At 40.3% G+C, this 20,009-nt stretch carries 15 protein-coding genes and 6 tRNA genes; 11 read left to right on the top strand and 10 right to left on the bottom strand.

What is annotated here, in order from left to right:
* The 5 genes from J580_RS15985 to J580_RS16005 all read right to left on the bottom strand — a co-directional run bounded on the left by J580_RS15985 (position 1) and on the right by J580_RS16005 (position 5,836).
* Entirely contained in the window at positions 1 to 1,500 is a 1,500-nt protein-coding gene (locus tag J580_RS15985; RefSeq protein WP_032004897.1) for a UDP-N-acetylmuramoyl-L-alanyl-D-glutamate--2,6-diaminopimelate ligase, read from the bottom strand.
* Positions 1,501 to 1,503: 3 nt separating this feature from the next.
* Positions 1,504 to 3,336, bottom strand: a complete 1,833-nt coding sequence (gene ftsI / locus J580_RS15990) for a penicillin-binding protein PBP3 (RefSeq protein WP_002117016.1) — start codon at positions 3,334 to 3,336, stop codon at positions 1,504 to 1,506.
* 11 nt (positions 3,337 to 3,347) lie between these two features.
* On the bottom strand, positions 3,348 to 3,680 hold the full coding sequence (ftsL, locus tag J580_RS15995; RefSeq protein WP_002116847.1) for a cell division protein FtsL: 333 nt from the start codon (positions 3,678 to 3,680) through the stop codon (positions 3,348 to 3,350).
* On the bottom strand, positions 3,680 to 4,603 hold the full coding sequence (rsmH, locus tag J580_RS16000; protein ID WP_032004898.1) for a 16S rRNA (cytosine(1402)-N(4))-methyltransferase RsmH: 924 nt from the start codon (positions 4,601 to 4,603) through the stop codon (positions 3,680 to 3,682). The genes ftsL and rsmH overlap by 1 nt, the downstream gene beginning before the upstream one ends.
* 231 nt (positions 4,604 to 4,834) lie before the next feature.
* Positions 4,835 to 5,836 (bottom strand): sulfate ABC transporter substrate-binding protein, encoded by a 1,002-nt coding sequence (locus J580_RS16005; RefSeq protein ID WP_032004899.1) that lies wholly within the window; start codon positions 5,834 to 5,836, stop codon positions 4,835 to 4,837.
* 399 nt (positions 5,837 to 6,235) lie between these two features.
* Between J580_RS16005 and J580_RS16010 the strand changes: the two genes are divergently transcribed.
* The 10 genes from J580_RS16010 (at position 6,236) to J580_RS16055 (ending at position 11,473) form a co-directional block, all read left to right on the top strand.
* A complete protein-coding gene (locus tag J580_RS16010) occupies positions 6,236 to 6,535 on the top strand; it encodes a hypothetical protein (RefSeq protein WP_002116889.1) in 300 nt (99 codons plus the stop codon).
* A 116-nt stretch (positions 6,536 to 6,651) separates the two neighbouring features.
* The gene (gene gltX / locus J580_RS16015; RefSeq protein ID WP_032004901.1) at positions 6,652 to 8,160 is read left to right on the top strand and encodes a glutamate--tRNA ligase; all 1,509 of its coding nucleotides are present in this window, start codon (positions 6,652 to 6,654) and stop codon (positions 8,158 to 8,160) included.
* A 57-nt stretch (positions 8,161 to 8,217) separates the two neighbouring features.
* Positions 8,218 to 8,293, top strand: a tRNA-Ala gene (locus tag J580_RS16020).
* Positions 8,294 to 8,318: 25 nt separating this feature from the next.
* Positions 8,319 to 8,394: transfer RNA gene (locus J580_RS16025), tRNA-Glu, on the top strand.
* A 128-nt stretch (positions 8,395 to 8,522) separates the two neighbouring features.
* Positions 8,523 to 9,944: an amino acid permease gene (locus J580_RS16030; protein ID WP_032004903.1), complete on the top strand. Its 1,422-nt coding sequence runs from the start codon at positions 8,523 to 8,525 to the stop codon at positions 9,942 to 9,944.
* A 120-nt stretch (positions 9,945 to 10,064) separates the two neighbouring features.
* Positions 10,065 to 10,964: a hypothetical protein gene (locus tag J580_RS16035; RefSeq protein WP_078219795.1), complete on the top strand. Its 900-nt coding sequence runs from the start codon at positions 10,065 to 10,067 to the stop codon at positions 10,962 to 10,964.
* Between the two features lie 121 nt (positions 10,965 to 11,085).
* A tRNA-Glu gene (locus tag J580_RS16040) sits at positions 11,086 to 11,161 on the top strand.
* A 28-nt stretch (positions 11,162 to 11,189) separates the two neighbouring features.
* Positions 11,190 to 11,265 (top strand) — tRNA-Glu (locus J580_RS16045).
* A gap of 28 nt (positions 11,266 to 11,293) precedes the next feature.
* Positions 11,294 to 11,369, top strand: a tRNA-Glu gene (locus J580_RS16050).
* 28 nt (positions 11,370 to 11,397) lie between these two features.
* Positions 11,398 to 11,473, top strand: a tRNA-Glu gene (locus J580_RS16055).
* Positions 11,474 to 11,564: 91 nt separating this feature from the next.
* On the opposite strand, the gene J580_RS16060 is transcribed toward J580_RS16055, so the two are convergent.
* Entirely contained in the window at positions 11,565 to 12,512 is a 948-nt protein-coding gene (locus J580_RS16060) for a hypothetical protein (protein ID WP_032004905.1), read from the bottom strand.
* Positions 12,513 to 12,785: 273 nt separating this feature from the next.
* On the opposite strand from J580_RS16060, the gene J580_RS16065 reads away from it, so the two are divergent.
* Positions 12,786 to 13,124, top strand: a complete 339-nt coding sequence (locus J580_RS16065) for a hypothetical protein (protein ID WP_002117013.1) — start codon at positions 12,786 to 12,788, stop codon at positions 13,122 to 13,124.
* Positions 13,125 to 13,143: 19 nt separating this feature from the next.
* Here J580_RS16065 and J580_RS16070 read toward each other — a convergent pair whose 3' ends face one another.
* The 4 genes from J580_RS16070 to J580_RS16085 all read right to left on the bottom strand — a co-directional run bounded on the left by J580_RS16070 (position 13,144) and on the right by J580_RS16085 (position 19,998).
* Positions 13,144 to 14,100: a cation diffusion facilitator family transporter gene (locus J580_RS16070; RefSeq protein ID WP_005067046.1), complete on the bottom strand. Its 957-nt coding sequence runs from the start codon at positions 14,098 to 14,100 to the stop codon at positions 13,144 to 13,146.
* Positions 14,101 to 14,232: 132 nt separating this feature from the next.
* Complete coding sequence (locus J580_RS16075) at positions 14,233 to 17,391, bottom strand: efflux RND transporter permease subunit (protein WP_032004907.1); 3,159 nt, start codon at positions 17,389 to 17,391, stop codon at positions 14,233 to 14,235.
* Positions 17,381 to 18,589, bottom strand: coding sequence for an efflux RND transporter periplasmic adaptor subunit (locus tag J580_RS16080; protein ID WP_032004908.1), 1,209 nt, complete (start codon positions 18,587 to 18,589; stop codon positions 17,381 to 17,383). The genes J580_RS16075 and J580_RS16080 overlap by 11 nt, the downstream gene beginning before the upstream one ends.
* Positions 18,589 to 19,998, bottom strand: a complete 1,410-nt coding sequence (locus tag J580_RS16085) for a TolC family protein (protein WP_032004909.1) — start codon at positions 19,996 to 19,998, stop codon at positions 18,589 to 18,591. The genes J580_RS16080 and J580_RS16085 overlap by 1 nt, the downstream gene beginning before the upstream one ends.
* Between the last annotated feature and the right edge of the window lie 11 nt (positions 19,999 to 20,009).

Here is a 20,009-nt window from a genome sequence, read left to right on the forward strand (position 1 = left end):
CTATTGTGCAGGGTAAGCAGCGTCTACAGTGTGATGTTGTGCATCAATCGCAGAACGCACTTCAACAACATCATCAAACCAGTGACGTACGCCATTAATTTCTTGATAATTTTCATGTCCTTTACCGGCAATCACAACAATATCACCAGCCTGAGCCTGCTGTGCAACAAATTTAATTGCTTCACGGCGGTCATGAATTTCATGCATACGGTGCCCTGAAAAATCGATTCCTTGCTTCATGTCAGCAAAAATTTGTTCAGGGTCTTCTGTTCTTGGGTTATCCGACGTCAAAATAACTGGATTTGCGCCGTCTAAAGCTGCTTGAGTCATTAAGGGGCGTTTCCCGCGATCACGGCCCCCGCCACACCCAAATACAGCCCAAAGTTGATTCGAAACATGACGTTTTAATGTTTTAAGCACTTGAATTAATGCATCTGGTGTATGCGCATAATCAACAACAAATAAACGCTCACCATCACGAATAACTTGCATTCGACCTGGAGCACCAATCAGCTCAGGAACGAAAGCTACTAGCGCTTTTAAATCAAAACCTGCCTGCTCAGTAGCAATAAGAGCTGCAACCAAGTTTTCGACATTAAAATGCCCTAACAATGGACTTTGCACAGCAAAAGAACCTTGCGGGCTCACTAAATGAAATGTCGCCCCCGCTAAACTGTAACTCAGGTCAGTAATATAATAATCAGCAGTATTTTGAGTAAGTGAATACGTTAAAATTTTCGGTTGAGCAGGATTTTGCTTTGCTGCATTAATCATGAGAGCTGCATGCTCATCATCTAAATTAATAACGGCTACTTTTAAAGAGCTAAAACGGAATAAAAGAGCCTTCGCTTCTGCATAAGCCTCTAAAGTGCCGTGGTAATCCAGATGGTCACGACTCAAATTGCTATAAACAGCAATCTCAATCGCACAACCATTTAAACGACCTTGTTCCAAACCATGTGAACTTGCCTCTAAAGAAGCAAAAGTCGCGCCTTGTTTTGCATAATCATGCAATGCATTTTGCAGTTGTAAAGCATCAAGCGTAGTGTGAGTTGATGGTGTTAAGTCTGGTAAAATACCATTGCCTGTAGTACCCATCACAGCACAGCGCTGTTGTTGAGAGCTAATTAATTCAGCCACTAGACGCGAAATTGTGGTTTTACCATTTGTACCAGTCACTGCAATAATACGCACTGGTACTACGGGATCTATACGCTGTAAATAACGTTCTTGCCACTCACCCATACGTTGACGCACATCAGAACACACCCACTCATTTGCTACGCCCAACTCAGTTTCGCTAATAATGGCAAGTGCACCATTAGCTAAAGCTGACTCAGCAAAAGCGCGTGTTTTTTCAGGTTGGCTATAACTGGTCAAAGCGATAAAGATCTGGCCTGACACAACCTTACGGCTATCTAAACTAAAGCCTTGAAAAGGCTGTTTAGACCACTGTGCATCGATCTCGACTGGATTAATTTCTTGGAAAGAAACAGACATAGCTTACCTGCGAATAGGATTTTCTGGAGTATCAAGGGGCTTATCAAGCGGCACATTCATTAAGCGCAATGATTCTTGCATAATGCGTGCAAAAACAGGGGCCGCAACCAAACCACCGTAATAACGGCCTTGTGGATTTTCAACAACTACAATAACCGCTAAACGAGGATCACTAATCGGAGCTACGCCTGCAAATAAAGCACGGTATTCATTATTTGAATAACCTTTACGATCTGCACGAAGTTTATGAGCTGTACCTGTTTTACCACCAACGCGATAACCCGGAATATTAGCTTGCTTTGCAGTACCGCCCGGCATCGTCACCTGCTCAAGCATAAGCAAAACCTGATCAGCAATTTTTGGAGCAAGAACTTGCTCACCTTTAGGAGCTTGGTCGAGTTTATGCAAACTTAGAGGCATTTTTACCCCATGGTTTGCAAGCATTGCATAGCCTTGCGCCAACTGAAGAATAGTTGCATTTAGACCATAACCGTAAGCCATGGTACCAATTTGGGAAGAGTTTAACTTGCTTACAGGAAGTACTAAACCAGAGCTTTCACCAGGGAACTTCACAGCAGAACGCTTACCAAAGCCAGCACGGTTAAAGAAGCTTGGCAATGTTTCCTTAGGAAGTGACAACGCAATTTTTGCCGAACCCACGTTTGATGACTTAATAATTACGCCACTAACAGTCAAAGCACCATAGTTATGCGTATCACGAATAGTATGCCAGCCTAAACGCATTGAACCTGGCGAAGTGTTGACAATCGTATTTGGGGTGTATTGTCCAGTTTCGAGTGCAGCAGAAACTGTAAAAGGCTTCATAGTAGAACCCGGCTCGAACATATCAATCGCACCGCGGTTACGCATGGCATCTTTATTAGATAAACCGTTTTTATCATTCGGGTTATAAGATGGCCAACTGGTCATAGCCAGAATTTCGCCTGTTTTAACATCTACAGCAATTGCTGTCGCCGAACGGGCGTTATTTGCAACACCAGCAGCAGTCAACTCACGGTACATAATATATTGCAAACGAGAGTCGATACTTAAAGTGATGTTTTCGCCTGGCTCACCTTCACGAATAACCTCTGATACTTTTAAGCGGTTACCACGTTTATCACGAATAATTTTTTGTTCGCCATCTACCCCAGACAGTTGTTTATTCAACTGCATTTCCAAGCCTTCAATCCCTTGGCCCTCACTATTGGTTAAACCAATAATCTGAGCATTTGGCTGCGGTTGAGGATAATAACGTTTATATGTTTTCTCAGCATAAACGCCTTGGAAGTTACCCTTTGTAATGAGATCTGCCTGCTGTGGCGGCACTTCTTTTTTCAAAACCAAATAACGAGAACGTGGACGCGCATTCATCTGTTTTTTTAGATCCGCACGATCTAAACCAACCACATCCGCCAACTCATCAAGGTTTAGGTTTTTATCTGGTAATTGTCGTTTTAACTTACGATTATTTGGATCTTTTTTTAATTCCGCTGTAATTTCGTCATATAAATGCTTGGTATCAAAGTAATCACGTGGATCAATGACAATTTTCATAATAGGCGTACTAATGGCCAAAGGCACACCATGACGGTCGCTAATAACCCCACGCATTGCCTCAATACGTTCCGTACGCAAAATATTGGCATTGGCCTTGTTTTGTAAAAAGTCTTTATTAATCACTTGCACATAAAATGCACGTGCAATTAATACAACAAAACAGAGCAGTACTGTTGCCCAGAGCAGATAAAACCGCCACATATCAAAGGCAAGAGTTGGTTTTTCCGAAATAGACTGCTGTTTTTTCCGTGTTTGCTTTGTTCGCTTATCTACCATACAGCAAGGCCTTACTTATTTTGCTCTGAGGTCATCGGTAAAGAAATTACCACCGTTTCTGCAGCAGGTGGCGAAAACATGCGTAGTTGAGTTACAGCACGCGTACCAATCTGTGCTGTTGCACCGAAGGTTTGTTGCTCAATAAGCAAACGCCCCCATTCAGCATTGAGATCATCACGTTCACGCATATAAGAGCTGAGCTCTCTATAATCATGACGATATTCAAATACTTGAAATACCACCATCATGGCACTGATAAAAACAAGCGCCACTAATACGGTGTATGCCACAACTTTTTTCACCACTTTATTTTCGGTGGTTTCAATTTCATCACTGCTTTTCATTACGCGCCTTTTTGTTCCAAGCGTTCAGCAACCCGAAGCCATGCACTACGTGAACGTGGGTTCGCTTTTACTTCTTCTTCACTCGCACGAACCCGTGAAATTTTCTTTAACCTTCTTGTATCTACCTGTTGCTGAGGCATTCCCCAGCCAATATCTTCTGCCAAAGTCGATTCTTTTTGAATAAATTGTTTGATTAAACGATCTTCAAGAGAATGGAAGCTAATCACAGACAAACGCCCTTTTGGTTTTAGTAAGTCTACAGCTTGTGGTAAAAATACTTCAATATCATCTAGTTCTTTATTAATAGCAATACGAATTGCCTGAAATGTACGTGTTGCTGGATGCTTATGTTTTTCCCACTTTGGATGAGCTGTTTTAACAAGTTCTGCCAATTGGGCTGTTGTGTCTAATTTTCCAGCTTGTTTAATCGCTTTTGCAATACGCCGACTATAACGTTCTTCGCCATATTGATAAATAATATTTGCTAATTGTTCTTCTTCAATTTCAAGTAACCACTCAGCTGCGGTTAATCCCTTAGAATTATCCATTCGCATGTCTAGAGGACCATCCTGCATAAAACTGAAACCACGTTCAGCTTGGTCGAGTTGAGGAGATGACACCCCTAAGTCAGCCATAATGCCATCAACACTCACCACACCAATTTCCTGCATTTTTTCTTTAATATCAGCAAAACTGGCATGAATAATGGTAAATCTCGGGTCTTCTTGCGCCAAAGCAGCTGCAACTTCCAAAGCTTGAGGGTCTTTATCAAATGCATATACTCGTGCATTTTCATCAAGTTTTGAGAGCAATAAACGTGTATGCCCACCTCGTCCGAAGGTTGCATCGATATACACCCCTGTTGTGCGATCTGCCAATAAGCTCTCAACGGTCTCAAAAAGTAAGACAGAAATATGCGACATAGGTGTTAAATCATTGCGTAAAAATGTAACTGCACATTATCACCTTGTTTATGACCAACGCCAAACGGCTTTTTGTAGGAAAATATTAATTTTTCATAGATAAAACCGTTTTGTTAGCATTTTTTAAGCAAAAAAAGAAAGCAAGCTGACTTTTTTAAGTTTGCTTGCTTTCTTTATGAATATTTAACTTCTAAGTTTTCTTTTTGGACTATTGTTTTTAGATCATTTTATTTACTGCTTGCCGTCATAAATTTGATCAAAAATAGCACCGTTTGCAAAGTGAGTTTTCTGAGCTTTAGCCCAACCACCGAACACATCATTAATGGTAAATAATTTAATTTTTGGGAATTGCGCTGCATATTTCGCAGCCACTTGAGCATTACGCGGGCGGAAATAATGTTTAGCAGCTAATTCTTGACCTAAAGGTGAATATAAAAAGTTCAGATAACCTTTTGCCAAGGTCCGGTTTCCATCTTTATCTACGGTTTTATCTACAATCGCTACAGATGGTTCTGCCAAAATTGAAATTGATGGATAAACAATTTGATATTTATCCTTATCAGGTCCTTTCGTCGCCAACAAAGCTTCATTTTCCCAAGACAACAAAACATCACCAATCCCACGTTCGGCAAATGTCGTAAGTGAACCACGGGCTCCCGAATCTAGAACTTTTACATTGTGATAAAGCTTTTTCACCAACTCTCGAGCCTTAGCATCATTTCCACCCGGTTGTTTTAAAGCATATCCCCATGCAGAAAGATAAATCCAACGTGGTGCTCCACCTGTTTTAGGGTTAGGTGTGATAATTTCCACACCTGGTTTTGTTAAATCATTCCAGTCGCGTATATTTTTCGGGTTACCTTTTCGTACTAAAAAGACGACAGTTGACGTATAGGGGGCAGAATTATTTGGGAATTCTTTTTGCCAGTTCGGCTGAATAAACCCAGCTTTCACAATCTCATCAATATCATTCGCTAATGCTAACGTTACGACATCAGCTTCAAGTCCTGTGGCTACCGCGCGGGCTTGTTTGCCAGATCCACCATGTGACTGTTTAAATTCAACATCTTGCCCTGTTCGCTGTTTCCAAAATTTACCAAATGCTTGGTTATATTCTTGATAAAACTCTCGAGTCGGATCATAAGAAACATTTAAAAAAGAGGTAGCTGCTTGAGCCGCTGTTGTCGCTATTCCCACATATAAAGCGACAGCTATTATTGATATTTTTTTCATTTACAAAATCCATCATTCGTTTTAGTTTAACTATATTTTTAATTTTATTTTTTACAATCAATTACTTATATTTATATCTTTTTTATTAATCTTTTTTAGATATATAGCTTAGAATGTCTTAATTATTTCATTTTTGAAAAATTTTGTAATTATTCTTACAACTTATTTAGGACCTTCACTTTATCTACACATTAATTTGTTAAATAATGAAGCGTAAAGGATACATATGGTCTACATTTGAGTCGACCAGTTTAAAATATAGGTAAATTTTGTAAAAAGTGTGACACAGTTCCACTTTTTTATTAATATTTATGTTTAAATCGTAGCATTACCGTAATTTTACATTTTGTTAAACTCAAAAAATAGATGAAATGTAATGAACAGAGGGGATGATTAACAATGAAAATTCATTATGGAAAAGCTTTAAGCTTAAGTTTGGTGCTGAGTTTGGCATCACAGTTTTCTGCAGCAGCAGTACTTAAAGATACTCCAAGCAAAACTGGTTCAGAGAAACAGACTTCGCTTATTGAAAAAGCTTTAGATCAGCAGAAACGTAACCCTATTGTGTTACCTTCTACAAATGATGAGCTTAAAGTTCTAAATACGATTCGCGTTACACCAACTCAAAATTTTCTTGCTGCACAACACGAACGTTTTTCACGTTTTGTTCAGGCAATCTTTCAGCCCCATGCTTCTTAAAATCTGAAACACCCCCTCTTCGTTTCAGTTTTAGCCCAGCCTGACGTTAAATAAAACGTCAGAATACTGGGCTTTTTCGTTATAATAGTTTCAATTTTTATTCTGACCCATTATCTATGAAAGTTCGTACTCGTATTGCACCTTCCCCTACCGGTTTTCCTCATGTTGGCACAGCCTACATTGCTTTATTTAACATGTGTTTTGCGAAACAACATGGCGGAGAATTTATTTTAAGGATTGAAGATACAGACCAACTTCGTTCTACACCAGAGTCTGAAAAAATGATTTTGGATTCATTACGTTGGTTAGGTTTGAATTGGTCTGAAGGTCCAGATGTAGGTGGCCCACATGCACCATATCGCCAATCTGAACGTATGGGAATTTATAAGCAATACGCATTAGAACTTGTTGAAAAAGGTCATGCTTTTTACTGTTTCGCAACCGCAGAAGAACTTGACCAAATGCGTGCTGAACAACAAGCACGTGGCGAGACACCAAAATATGACGGCCGCGGTTTAAAACTTTCTCAAGAAGAAGTGACTCGACGTCTTGAAGCGGGTGAACCTCATGTCATTCGTATGAAAGTGCCTGAAGAAGGTGTTTGTAAATTTAACGACTTGCTACGTGGAGAAGTTGAAATTCCTTGGGCTCAAGTCGATATGCAAGTCCTTCTTAAAACAGATGGTTTACCAACTTACCATTTAGCTAACGTTGTTGATGACCATTTAATGGAAATCACTCATGTATTGCGTGGTGAAGAATGGCTTCCTTCTGCACCAAAGCATCAGTTGCTTTACCAATATTTTGGTTGGGAAATGCCAACTCTTTGCCACATGCCACTGTTACGTAACCCAGATAAATCAAAACTATCTAAACGTAAAAATCCAACATCAATAAACTACTACCGCGATATCGGTGTATTACCAGAAGCCTTGTTAAATTATTTAGGCCGTATGGGTTGGTCAATGCCAGATGAAAGAGAAGTTTTCACATTACAAGACATGATGGATAACTTTGATATTCAGCGTGTATCGCTAGGTGGACCAATTTTTGACGTTGAAAAATTAAACTGGCTTAACGGCCAATGGATTAAAGGGTTAACTCCAGGTCAATTATTAGACCGTTTATTAACATGGAAGAGTGATCGCAACACTTTAGAAGACATTGCTGCCGCTATTCAACCACGTATTAATTTACTTTCAGAAGCTGTGAATTGGGCTGGTTTCTATTTTAACCATATGCCACAAATTACTGCTGAAATGTTTGAAAGTAAAAAATTGACTCAAGAGCAAGTTCGTCAAAGTTTACAATTTGCAATTTGGCGTCTTGAAGGTCAGTTTACTTGGACTAATGACACCGTTAGCCAAACCCTAATGGATCTTGCGAATCAGATGGGCATTAAACTACGTGATTTCATGCCAGCGTTCTTTATCGCAATTGCCGGTTCAACGAGTTCAACACCAGTGATGCAATCAATGGTTACGCTTGGGCCTGATTTAACTTTCGCTCGCTTACGTCATGCCTTAGAAATTGTGGGCGGACCGAGCAAGAAAGAAGTTAAAAACTGGGAAAAACTCAATGAGAGCTTGAAATTGCCGAAAAATGACGCAACTAGCGAAGTTTAATTCATTTTTTTGTTGACGTGTGAGCGCATTCACCCTAAGATTGCGCTCACACAAACTGGGGTCATAGCTCAGTTGGTAGAGCGCTACAATGGCATTGTAGAGGTCAGCGGTTCGATCCCGCTTGACTCCACCACGCTCCTTTGTGTTTGCCTCATCAAGTCCCTATCGTCTAGAGGCCTAGGACATCGCCCTTTCACGGCGGTAACCGGGGTTCGAATCCCCGTAGGGACGCCATATTCTGCTTTAAAAATTATAAAAAGACTCTATCGTCACCTTACTGTTTATTCTTTATCTCTTTCTAGATTGCACATTTGTCTATTTTATCTAAAATAGCGTCTTTCTTAATTCTCTCAATGTGTAATATGCAGCCATCTGACAATCAACTAGATGCTCATCAGCATCAGAACAGTACTGCACCTTTAAAAAGAGCCATGAGCACTCGCCATCTTGTGATGTTATCACTGGGTGGAGCGATCGGAACTGGTCTATTTTTAGGTTCAGGGGAAGTCATTTCACAAACTGGAGCTATTGGCGCAATTATTGCCTATATTCTTGGTGGCGCGATCGCTTACATGGTCATGCTCTGCCTAGGAGAACTCGCTGTACACATGCCTGTTTCAGGTTCTTTTGGTGCCTATGCCAAAAAATATATCAGTCCAAGTACTGGCTATATGATTTCTTGGATGTACTGGCTCACATGGACTGCAACGCTTGGAACCGAATTCACTGCCGCAGCCCTACTCATGCAAGAATGGTTTCCACAGATTTCTATGTGGATTTGGACAATTATTTTTGCAGTTACTATCTTTGGCTTAAATATTAGTTCAACGCGTATTTTTGCTGAATCTGAGTTTTGGCTGGCTCTTGTTAAAGTCGTTACCGTGATTGCCTTTATTGTGCTCGGCCTATTAGCAATTTTTGGTTTAATTCCATTCCATGGTGCCCAGACTGCTCCACTATTTAGCAATCTTACGGCTCAAGGCTGGTTCCCTCATGGTTTAATTCCTATTTTTACGACCATGTTAATTGTTAACTTTGCTTTCTCAGGAACCGAATTAATTGGTGTAGCAGCTGGCGAAACAAAAGATCCGGCTCAAAATGTACCAAAAGCGATTAATGCCGCGATCTGGCGCCTCCTTATTTTCTTTGTGGGTACCATCATTGTTATTAGCGCTTTACTTCCTTTCCAACTTGCAGGTCTAGGCGGTGACGGTGTAAGTAGCAGTCCTTTTGTGACGGTATTTAATTATATTGGCATTCCATATGCGGATGACATTATTAGGTTTGTAATCATCACAGCTCTGCTTTCAGCAGCCAATTCTGGCCTATATGCAGCTTCACGTATGATGTGGTCTCTATCAGAACAAAAATTACTACCTAGTGTGTTTGCGACTTTATCAAAAAGTGGAACACCAATCGTAGCCCTAGTTGTAACTATGTTCGGTGCAATTCCAGGTTTATTATCAGAGCAATTTGCACCTGAGACTATTTTTAAGAATCTGCTGGGTGTAGCTGCTTTTACCATGGTCATCGTATGGATGAGCATTTGTTTAAGTCAGTTCAATTTCCGCCGCCAATGGTATAGATCAGGTCATACAGTTAAAGACTTACAATATGCTGCGCCTTTATTCCCTATTGTGCCAATTTTAGGTTTTGTTTTCTGTTTCATTACTTGCTTGAGTATGGCAGCAGACCCTGAAATGCGCGCTGGTTTTGTAGGCTGTCTTATTTTTACAGCTTTATGTTATGCCAGTTATTTTATTTTTTATCGTAATAAAGACTAAACCAGTCGTTATTCAATTAAAGTGTAGCAAAAAGCTACACTTTTTTTTGCCTATATACTGGTTTTAAACAACATACCGTTGTAGATTAAAATTTATATTAAAAACAAAATCTTGTATAGAATGAAAATTATATTTATCCACGGGATGAATCAACAAAACTACACAGCACATCGCTTGAAAGAGCATTGGTTAAAAGTATTCAAGCTCGGCCTGAAACAAATGCCTTGCAAAGTTAATGTCCGCGATCTTCATATTCACATGCCATTTTATGGCGACTTAATGACCAAATACCAATTAAGTAACCAATTAGACCTTAACACGTTATTACCTAAATCATTTTTTAATAATTATTTCCCTATTAACGTACACCCAAGTAATCCTCCGACTAGAGAGCACACTCCATTTGTTCCGTTGTTACGTCCCTCAACCGATCAAACTGATAAAAGCTTCTCAGAACGGCTTTATCTCACTTCTCAATTAGTTAAAGATCGTGTACTGAAAGAACTAGTTGTTTTATTAAATAACTTTCCTAAACTGCATGAAAGTTTGATTCAACAATTCCTCATCGAAACCTATATGTATCTATCTAATCCAGAGTTTATGGAGGAAGTACATCAAAGAATTTTAAAGAAAATGCGAGAAGAAGAAGACTATGTTGTGGTTGGACACTCTCTCGGTTCAGTTATTGCTTTTCAATTATTATCTGATCCCTCTTATCACTTTTCGGTTAAACGCTTTGTCACCTTAGCTTCTCCTTTATCTTTTCGCGTAATTCAAAGTAAGCTCCCGAGTCCAATTTCTAGACCGCCATGTATTTACGGTGATTGGTTTAATTTTTACTCTCAGGATGATTTTTTGACTGCATTTCCATTGTGTGAAGCCCCATTTAATTTTGAACCTGCCATTATTAATCAGAAAATTTATACTTTCGCCAACCAGCCGCATGAGATTTTAGGATATTTACAACATCCGTCGGTTATAAAGGCAATTATTGAACCTTTTCAGAAAAATGAGGGCTAAATGTATATATTTTCTACAATTTGAGTTATTTTTAATCGCTTGACTGTTTTTTTTAATATTTCTTCAGAAAACTATTTGACACTTTTATTAAATCGACCTAATATACGCCCACCTCTGAAACGTCCCTATCGTCTAGAGGCCTAGGACATCGCCCTTTCACGGCGGTAACCGGGGTTCGAATCCCCGTAGGGACGCCAATATTTTTCAGATGTATGCCTCATATAAGTCCCTATCGTCTAGAGGCCTAGGACATCGCCCTTTCACGGCGGTAACCGGGGTTCGAATCCCCGTAGGGACGCCAATATTTTTCAGATGTATGCCTCATATAAGTCCCTATCGTCTAGAGGCCTAGGACATCGCCCTTTCACGGCGGTAACCGGGGTTCGAATCCCCGTAGGGACGCCAATATTTTTCAGATGTATGCCTCATATAAGTCCCTATCGTCTAGAGGCCTAGGACATCGCCCTTTCACGGCGGTAACCGGGGTTCGAATCCCCGTAGGGACGCCAAATTCTAAAAAGCCACTGCATAAAGTCAGTGGCTTTTTTCTTGCCTAAAAAAATAAAAAGCCAATCAATGATTAGCTTTTCATATGTTCTATCAACCCGCAATTCCCACTTGTACTTCAAGGCGACCTGACTGCACTCGTAGTCCTCTAATTTCAAACTGATCTACGAGCTGCTGCACAAGCTCGCGACTTTCTCTCAAAATATTCAAGCCTGGTAAAATACTAAAATCAGTCAAACTTAAAAGCTTTTCAACCATCCATGAACGGTTGTTAATAAAGTCAATAAATCCTGCTTGCTCTAGGTCAATAAACCACATGCGATGCCCATCGCGTTGGATTCCGGGAATATCGCCAATCAAGTGATTAATGAGTGATGGAATAGGCAACATATTTACGACTTCGAAACCAACTCGACCAATATGGCGCACAGCCCAATTTGACAAGGTGCCGCCATGTCGAATCTGAACATCAAGACTTTCATCCATTTGTCGTAAGCGTAAGAATTTTTCCTGCCCAATACGACATTCCAATACTTTAAAATCTAAACTCAAACGATACATGAAGCGATGATAATGCCCATCGATCTCGACTTGGAAACTGTCATTGCCGCACTTGATTTTAATATCATCAATTTCTGAGCGATCAATGCGCTTACGAATTTGATTATTTAATAACATTTCGGGTAAGTACAACGTTAAGGTACTTTTGCCCAAAAAAGTTCGCGCCATAATCAACGCGACTTGGCGTGCTGTTTCACTGGTTTCAGACACCATATCTCTTACCGTGCCTGCTGCCAGATTTGTCATTCCGACAACTCCACGTCGTGTATGAGTAGTTACTTGATCGAGCGCGTCCAAAGCAGCATCAGCAACCTCTGCAATATTACGTGTCGTGTCGCTAGCAAACCCAACTGCATCTTGGGCATGTTGCAATGTCTTATGCAGTAATCGACGAGATAATGACGGTTTAGCGGTATCTGGGGTAGCTAAAACCGATGCTGTCGTTGTAGGCTGCGACTTATTGTCATCTTGTTGACCCAAGTCCCTCTCTCCTTTTTATATTTATCCCACATCCTATTCGAGTATTTAAGCTCATTTATTGTGCTAATCACACTTCATTTTTCTGTAGATTAGCATGCTCTACAATATTATTTTAATTTTTATGTGTACGGATAAATCATCTGTTTTTTATATTTCTTTGTTTATTCATAAGTAATTTTTCTGCTAACTCAACGCATTTCATCGATATCTTACAAATTTTTTTCTTTCTGCACATTTCCGTTAGAATAGATTCAAACTAAATGTGGAGTTCTCATGCAATATCGTTGCCCTAAATGTCAAAGTGTTAAAATTATGCCTGTGAGCCAAGGCGTGAACAGCGCAAAACCTGTCGTTCCTAAAAGTCTGGTTATCTTGATTCCTGCAATTTTTGTGCTTTTACTGTTAGTAGTCATTAGCATCTTTATGTGGATTTTTGGCAATGGTGCAGGTAGTTCTCTTCAAATTGCAACAGTAGTTGCATTTGTGGTTACTGTAGGGGCAGGTTTTATGTTCTGGCGTGATTTGCCTGATTTTAAACTGTCTATGCAAGCATTTATGCAGTCACAAAAACACTGGAAATGCCGTGACTGCAATAACGAATGGGAAATTTAAAAAAACTGTTCACATCAGCTTAATGCTGATGTGAATGTGCATTGTCTGCATCATCATGTTTGTGCGAAGCATGCTGAGCAATATGCTGACAATTGATCTCGGCATCGTCCTCAATTTGCAATGTCACTTCACCAATACCATGTTCATGAGAAAGCATTTCAACAGCATCTTGATAGAGCTTGGTACGATCAGCTTCAGGAGCAAATAAGTGCACGGTTAAATGGATATTTTTAGAAGTAATCGCCCACACTTTGAGTTGGTGAATACTCTCAACACCATTTAAAGAAAGTAAATCTGCACGTAGCTTCTCAATATCGACCTCTTCGGGTACACCTTCGAGCAAAATGTTAATACTTTGCTTAAGTAAAACCCATGTTCTTGGCAGCACCCAAAATCCAATCAGTACCGCAATAAGCGTGTCAATCCAGTACCAATTAGTGAAGTAAATAATAATTGCACCAATAATAACGCCTACCGAACCTAGTGCATCACTCAATACTTCTAGATAAGCACCTTTCACATTTAGGCTGTTATTGGCACTCGACATCAGGATTTTCATTGAGATGAGGTTAATTACCAAACCAATAGTCGCTACAACCAACATTCCCACACTTTGAATTTCAGGTGGCTTAGAGAATCGGATATAGGCTTCATATAAAATATAAATTGCCACCACGAACAGCATGAGTGCATTAAATAAAGCGGCCAGAATTTCAAAGCGTTGATAACCAAAAGTACGCTTATTATCAGCGGGACGTTTTGAAATCTGAATTGCGACCAGAGCAATTGCCAAAGCAGCTGCATCTGTAAACATATGCGCAGCGTCAGAGAGCAACGCCAGACTTTGTGTGATTAAACCTGCAATAACCTCAACAATTAAAAATGTCGTAGTAAGCGCCAAGGCAATCGTTAATTTCTTGGCATTACCTTCAGTCACTACAGCATGACTATGGTCATGACCATGTTGTCCACCCATTTTGCGGACTCCTTATTATTTATCTTTATGGTGAGGTAAAAGTAACCATGAATTCATGTTTACCTTTACCTGTTTCAAATACTTTTCTGACTCAAACTTTTTTATCAAAAAAGATATCTCAAATCGATGACATTATGAATGCTCAACTTTATTCGTCTGGCTTTCATTCATCCATCGATAAATGACTGGTAATAAAACCAGCGTTAGTATCGTAGATGAAATAATGCCACCGATTACTACCGTTGCCAAAGGTCGTTGTACCTCTGCACCAGTTCCAGTTGCTAAAGCCATTGGAATAAAACCAAGTGAAGCAACAAATGCCGTCATTAATACAGGGCGTAGTCGCAGTACAGCACCTTTCCAAGTAGCTGCATGAACATCTAGGGTTGCTCTTAGCTCTTTAATGAATGTGAGCATGACCAAACCATTCAATACCGCAACACCTGATAAAGCGATAAACCCGACTCCAGCAGACATAGAAAGCGGAATATCTCTCAGCCACAAAGCGACTAATCCACCAGATAAAGCGAAAGGAACTCCGCTAAATACAAGTAAGCTGTCTTTAAAGTTACTAAATACCGCCATTAGCAACACAAAGATCATGATGAGTGCCATCGGCACAACGATTTGCATTCTTGCAGTGGCAGAAGCAAGATTCTCAAATTGTCCTCCATAACCCAACCAATAACCGCTAGGTAGCTTTTGCTGCGCCAGTTTGCTTTGCATCTCTTGTACAAAAGACCCAAGGTCACGATCACGCACATTTGCCGTCACAATCACTCGGCGTTTGCCATTTTCACGGCTCACTTGAGCAAGGCCCAGAATATTCTCAACCTTGGCAACGTCTTGTAACTGGATCAGACCGCCGTTTGGTAAGCGAATCGGTAATTGTGCTAGCTGCTGAGGCGTACGCATGTTTTCCTGTAAGCGAATCACGAAATCGAAACGTCTATCACCCTGTAAAATTTGCCCTACGCTTTGTCCTCCAATACTCGCAGCGACAATATCCTGAATAGACTTGACTGATAATCCATATTGCGCAGCCAGAGCATGATCAACATCGACATTGAGTAATGGCAAACCATCAGTCTGTTCAACTTTGACTTCACTGGCACCTGGAATGCTACGTAGCTGTTGGGCTATTTTTTCCGCTTCCTGATTGAGGATTTGCATATCATCCCCAAAAACTTTCACCCCGATATCACTACGGACGCCTGAAATGAGTTCATTAAAACGTAGTTCTATCGGTTGCGAGAATTCACTGTTATTACCAGGAATCTGATTCACGAATTGCAGCATTCTGGTACGCAATTCATCTATCGTTTCTTTAGGGTTTGGCCATTGATCGTGTGGTTTTAATAGAACAATACCATCGGAAATATTAGGGGGCATGACATCGGTAGCAACCTCGGCTGTTCCTGTTCTTGCAAAAATGGCTTTAATTTCGGGGAAGGCTTTGAGTAACTGCTTTTCGACGTTCTCCTGAATCTTAAGCGACTCTTCTATGCCTGTGCTTGGAGCACGCATGAGTTGCAACGCAAAATCACCTTCACTTAACTGAGGCGCGAACTCACTCCCCACTTTTGTTGCAATAGCACTTGTCAAAATTAAGATACTGACAGCCGCTGTGACAACAACATATCGAAAGGCATATGCTTTATCGAGTAAGCCTGCATAACCTTTTTTCAGCGTCATCATCCAGCGGCTTTCTTTTTCCTTCACTTCACCCGTAACAAACAGAGCTACTGCTGCCGGAACAAAGGTCACAGATAAAATAATTGCTCCCAATAATGCTAGGACAACGGTCATTGCCATAGGATGAAACATCTTTGCTTCAACGCCTGCTAAAGCAAAAATTGGTAGGTACACGACCATAATGATGATCTGACCAAATATTAATGGTCGGCGTGCCTGTTTAGCCGCTAGAAAGACCTCAGTGAAACGTTCGGAACGTGTTAATAAGCGACCTTTTAAATGCTGCGCTTCAGCTAAACGCCGAATACAGTTTTCAACAATAACAACGGCCCCATCAACAATGATCCCGAAGTCCAAAGCGCCCAGGCTCATCAGGTTGGCACTGATTTTTTGTTCCGCCATACCTGTTAAGGTAAAAAGCATTGCCAATGGGATAATACAAGCAGTGATTAAAGCGGCGCGAAAGTTTCCTAAAAAAATAAAAAGGATAACGATGACTAAAATCGCCCCTTCAATCAAATTTTTAGCTACTGTTTTAATCGCTTTATCTACGAGGCTACTACGATCATAGACTGTTTCAATCACCACACCCTGAGGGAGTGATCTTTGAATTTCCTGAACTTTATCGTCAATCGCCTTAGCAATAGTTTTACTGTTTTCACCCATCATCATCATGGCGATACCTAAAACAGTTTCCTGTCCATTATAGGTAGCACCACCTGTACGCAAATCATGACCAATCGATACTGAGGCCACATCGGCAACCCGTATAGGTAAACCGTTTTTAGTGGCGACCGTAACATTCTGGATATCTTGTATCGATGTCAGCATACCCGGAACACGAACTGTGAGCTGCTGGCCATTCTCTTCAATAAATCCGGCACCACGGTTTTCATTATTATTTTGAAGCGCATCTTGTAAATCAGTGAGTGGAATTTGCAACTGTTGTAACCGTGTCAGATCTGGAGAGACCACATAGGTTTTGTTATATCCACCAATGCTATTAACCTCGGCTACCCCTTGTACACGTTGTAACTGGGGCCGAATAATCCAGTCTTGAATTTCACGCAGGTCCATCGCGCTATAAGCTGAACCATCTGCTTTTTTAGCATTTGGCTCTGCTTTTACCACCCATTGATAAATCTCACCGAGTCCAGTCGAAATTGGAGACATTTGCGGATCAATGCTATCTGGTAAAGCGCTCTTAGCTTCTTGTAAACGTTGATTAATTAACTGTCTTGCCCAGTAAATGTCAGTACCATCTTTAAAGATAATCGTGACCTGAGAAAGACCATATCTGGAAATTGAACGAGTCTGTTCCAGATTTGGAATACCAGACATGGCATTTTCAATCGGATAAGTAATCCTTTGCTCAACTTCCGGCGCAGTAAAGCCATTAGCCTGACTATTGATTTGTACCTGTACATTGGTGATATCAGGCACGGCATCAATTGAAAGTTTTTGATAGCTATAAATTCCGACACCAATCCAAGCAATGACAAACATCATGACCCAAATGGCGTTGTTAATTGAAAACTGAATAATTCGATCAAACAAACCTTCAGCCTTTGGCAAATCAGGTTTATTAATGTCCATGCTCAGCCTCTCCTTTTTCAAGTTCGGACTTAAGCAAGAAACTACCTTGAGTCACATATTGCTGTTTTTCAGTAATTCCTGATTTAACTTCTACCCATTGTGCATCTGAAGAATAATTGCCTAACTCAACGGCAACAGGGGCAAAATGAATTTTGTCCTTCTGCTGTTTTGCAATAAAGACGACATTCTTTCCATCAATCTGTTGTATCGCTGTCTTGTTAACCCGTAATACAGTCGCTGCATTATTTTGTTTCAGTAACACATTGACCATTAAGTTAGGGCGTAATTCTTTTGAAGGTGTCAGTACCTTGGCACGAACCTGTAAACGACCAGTTTGAGTATCTGCTTCTGAAGTTAGGCTTTGCACCTGCGCTTTGAAAATATTGTTCGTTTGCAATGATTTAAATTCAATTTCCTGATTAGGCTGAATATTGGTATTTGCACTTGGTAGCACAAATTCGACCCATAACTGATCCAGGCGATCAATAACAAATAATTGTTTTTCAGGACCAATTTGCTCACCAATGACAATATCTTTATTACTGATTACACCACTTAAAGGTGCAGTTAAAACATATCGGCCTTTACTTGAGCGATTCGCTCCCAATGCAGATAAACGGCTATTTGCAGCCTGCACTTGAATCTGCGCCTGACGATATGCATTGTAAGCGCGCTGGTAATCTTGACGTGCTGAAACCCCTTGTTCCCACAATTGTTTTTCACGTTGATAATCTTGCTGGGCTAATGTCAGTGCTTCTTGTGCCATGCTTAAGTTAGCTTGTTGATCGACCAAATCTGGTACAAATAAAGTCGCAAGCGCCTGACCCTTTTCAACTTGTTGTCCCAGTGCAACATTTACACTATCTACACGCGCAGAAAAAGTTGAAGAGACATGTGCTTGCTGGTCTGTATTTACAACAAGTTTGGCAGGATAAGAGAGGCTCTGTTCAACTTCTCCACGTCCTACTTGCTCTAACTTCACTCCATATTCAACCAGTTGCTTAGAAGTTAGGTTTAAACTTCCTTCCTCTTTTTCAGATTCTTCATGACCAACTTCACCCTCTGCATGCCCTTCTTCACTTTTCTCAGTAATGGACTGTTTTTTTCCAGAGAAAAATAACCAAGCACTTAAAGTAAGGCAGACAATCAGCAATAAAAGAGCAATAAGCCATTGGCTTTTCATTTTTTTAACTGACATTACTCTGCCCCTCCAACTGTCGGCAAGTTATAGGTGTCTTGCCATAAATTTTGATTAATTTGATTTAATGCATCTCCAGACATCACCATATTTGGATCAATCCCGAGAGCTAAACTTTCTGCCTCAATTGCTTTTTGCCAAGCAGATTTAAGGAGTTGAACTTTTTTCAAGCGTTGTTCTTGTAATTGAAGGGTAGATTGCTGAACATCGGTAATTGCAAATTTACCGACTTTAAAGCCAAGCAACATTTTCTCTTGTACCGTCTCTGATAAAGGGATTTGCTGCTCATTCATTAAATTATATTGCTGCTTTAAACCCGCTAACTCGTACTGTAGAGTACGAATAGAATTCTGGCTTTGCTTTTTATAAAAGCTTTGCTGCTGGTCAATTAAATCGAGTTTGCTTTGTGCAACTTTTAGGGCATATTGCTGGCGATTAAAAATGTTTAAAGGAACTGCTATACCTACTCGAATCTGATTTTCGGTACTGCTCGTTTCTGCGGTTTTACTACGCACCACTCCCATATTTACAGTAGGCGTAGGCCGATTTTTTGCCTTTAAATAATTAATTTCAGAATTTTGTTGTATTGCTTGAAGCCGCAGGGACTGTTCTAACAAATTCTGTTTTAAATATTGGTCGATATCACTTTCATTTTTTAAAGGCCACGCGCTTTTTATATCTGGACGTAACGTGAAGTTATCTTCTGTCTCACCCCATAAGTTAGCCAATTTTCTTTTAGCACTACTCAGTGATAACTCAACTTCCTGATATAAACGCTGATTTTCAACATGCGTCATAAGAGTTCGATCTAAATCAACCTGAGCAATACTGCCGGCCTGAAAGCGTAAGCGGGTAGCATCAAGAAGATTTTTACTCGTTCTTAATTGGGCTTTAGCAACTTCATGTTCAAGCTCTAAAATAGACACTTGTGACCATAAATATTTTACCGCCAGCTTCAGTTGAGCCTCATATAAAACCTGATTTAACTCAACTTGATTTTGCTGAACACTTGCTAGTTTTTTTGCTGCGGAACGTACACCAAAAATATCTAGTTTTTGCGAGATTCCGAGTTCTAATTCCTGATCTTTTCCAGATTTAAAACCCGTTTGCTGTACAGAAACCGTCGGGTTTTCCCATAGCTGGCTCTGTTTGATATTGCTTTCGGCAATATCTTGTTGAGTTTGCCAAATTCCTGTTTGAGTCTGAAATTGCTTAACCTGATCGAGCACCTGTTCAAACGTTAAAACATTCTGTACACGCTGTGGTTGAGTATTCTGCGTGAGGTTCTGATTTGAACTGGCTGCGTTTGTTACGACACCAGTTGAAAACGCAACTGCAACAACTAATGATTTAAGTACCCAAGACGTACTCAGACTAACGAAACGCTTTTCGTATAAAAAAATAGACATAAAATAACCCT

Source organism: Acinetobacter sp. 1542444 (assembly GCF_000581835.1).
Classification (GTDB): Bacteria; Pseudomonadota; Gammaproteobacteria; order Pseudomonadales; family Moraxellaceae; genus Acinetobacter; species Acinetobacter pittii.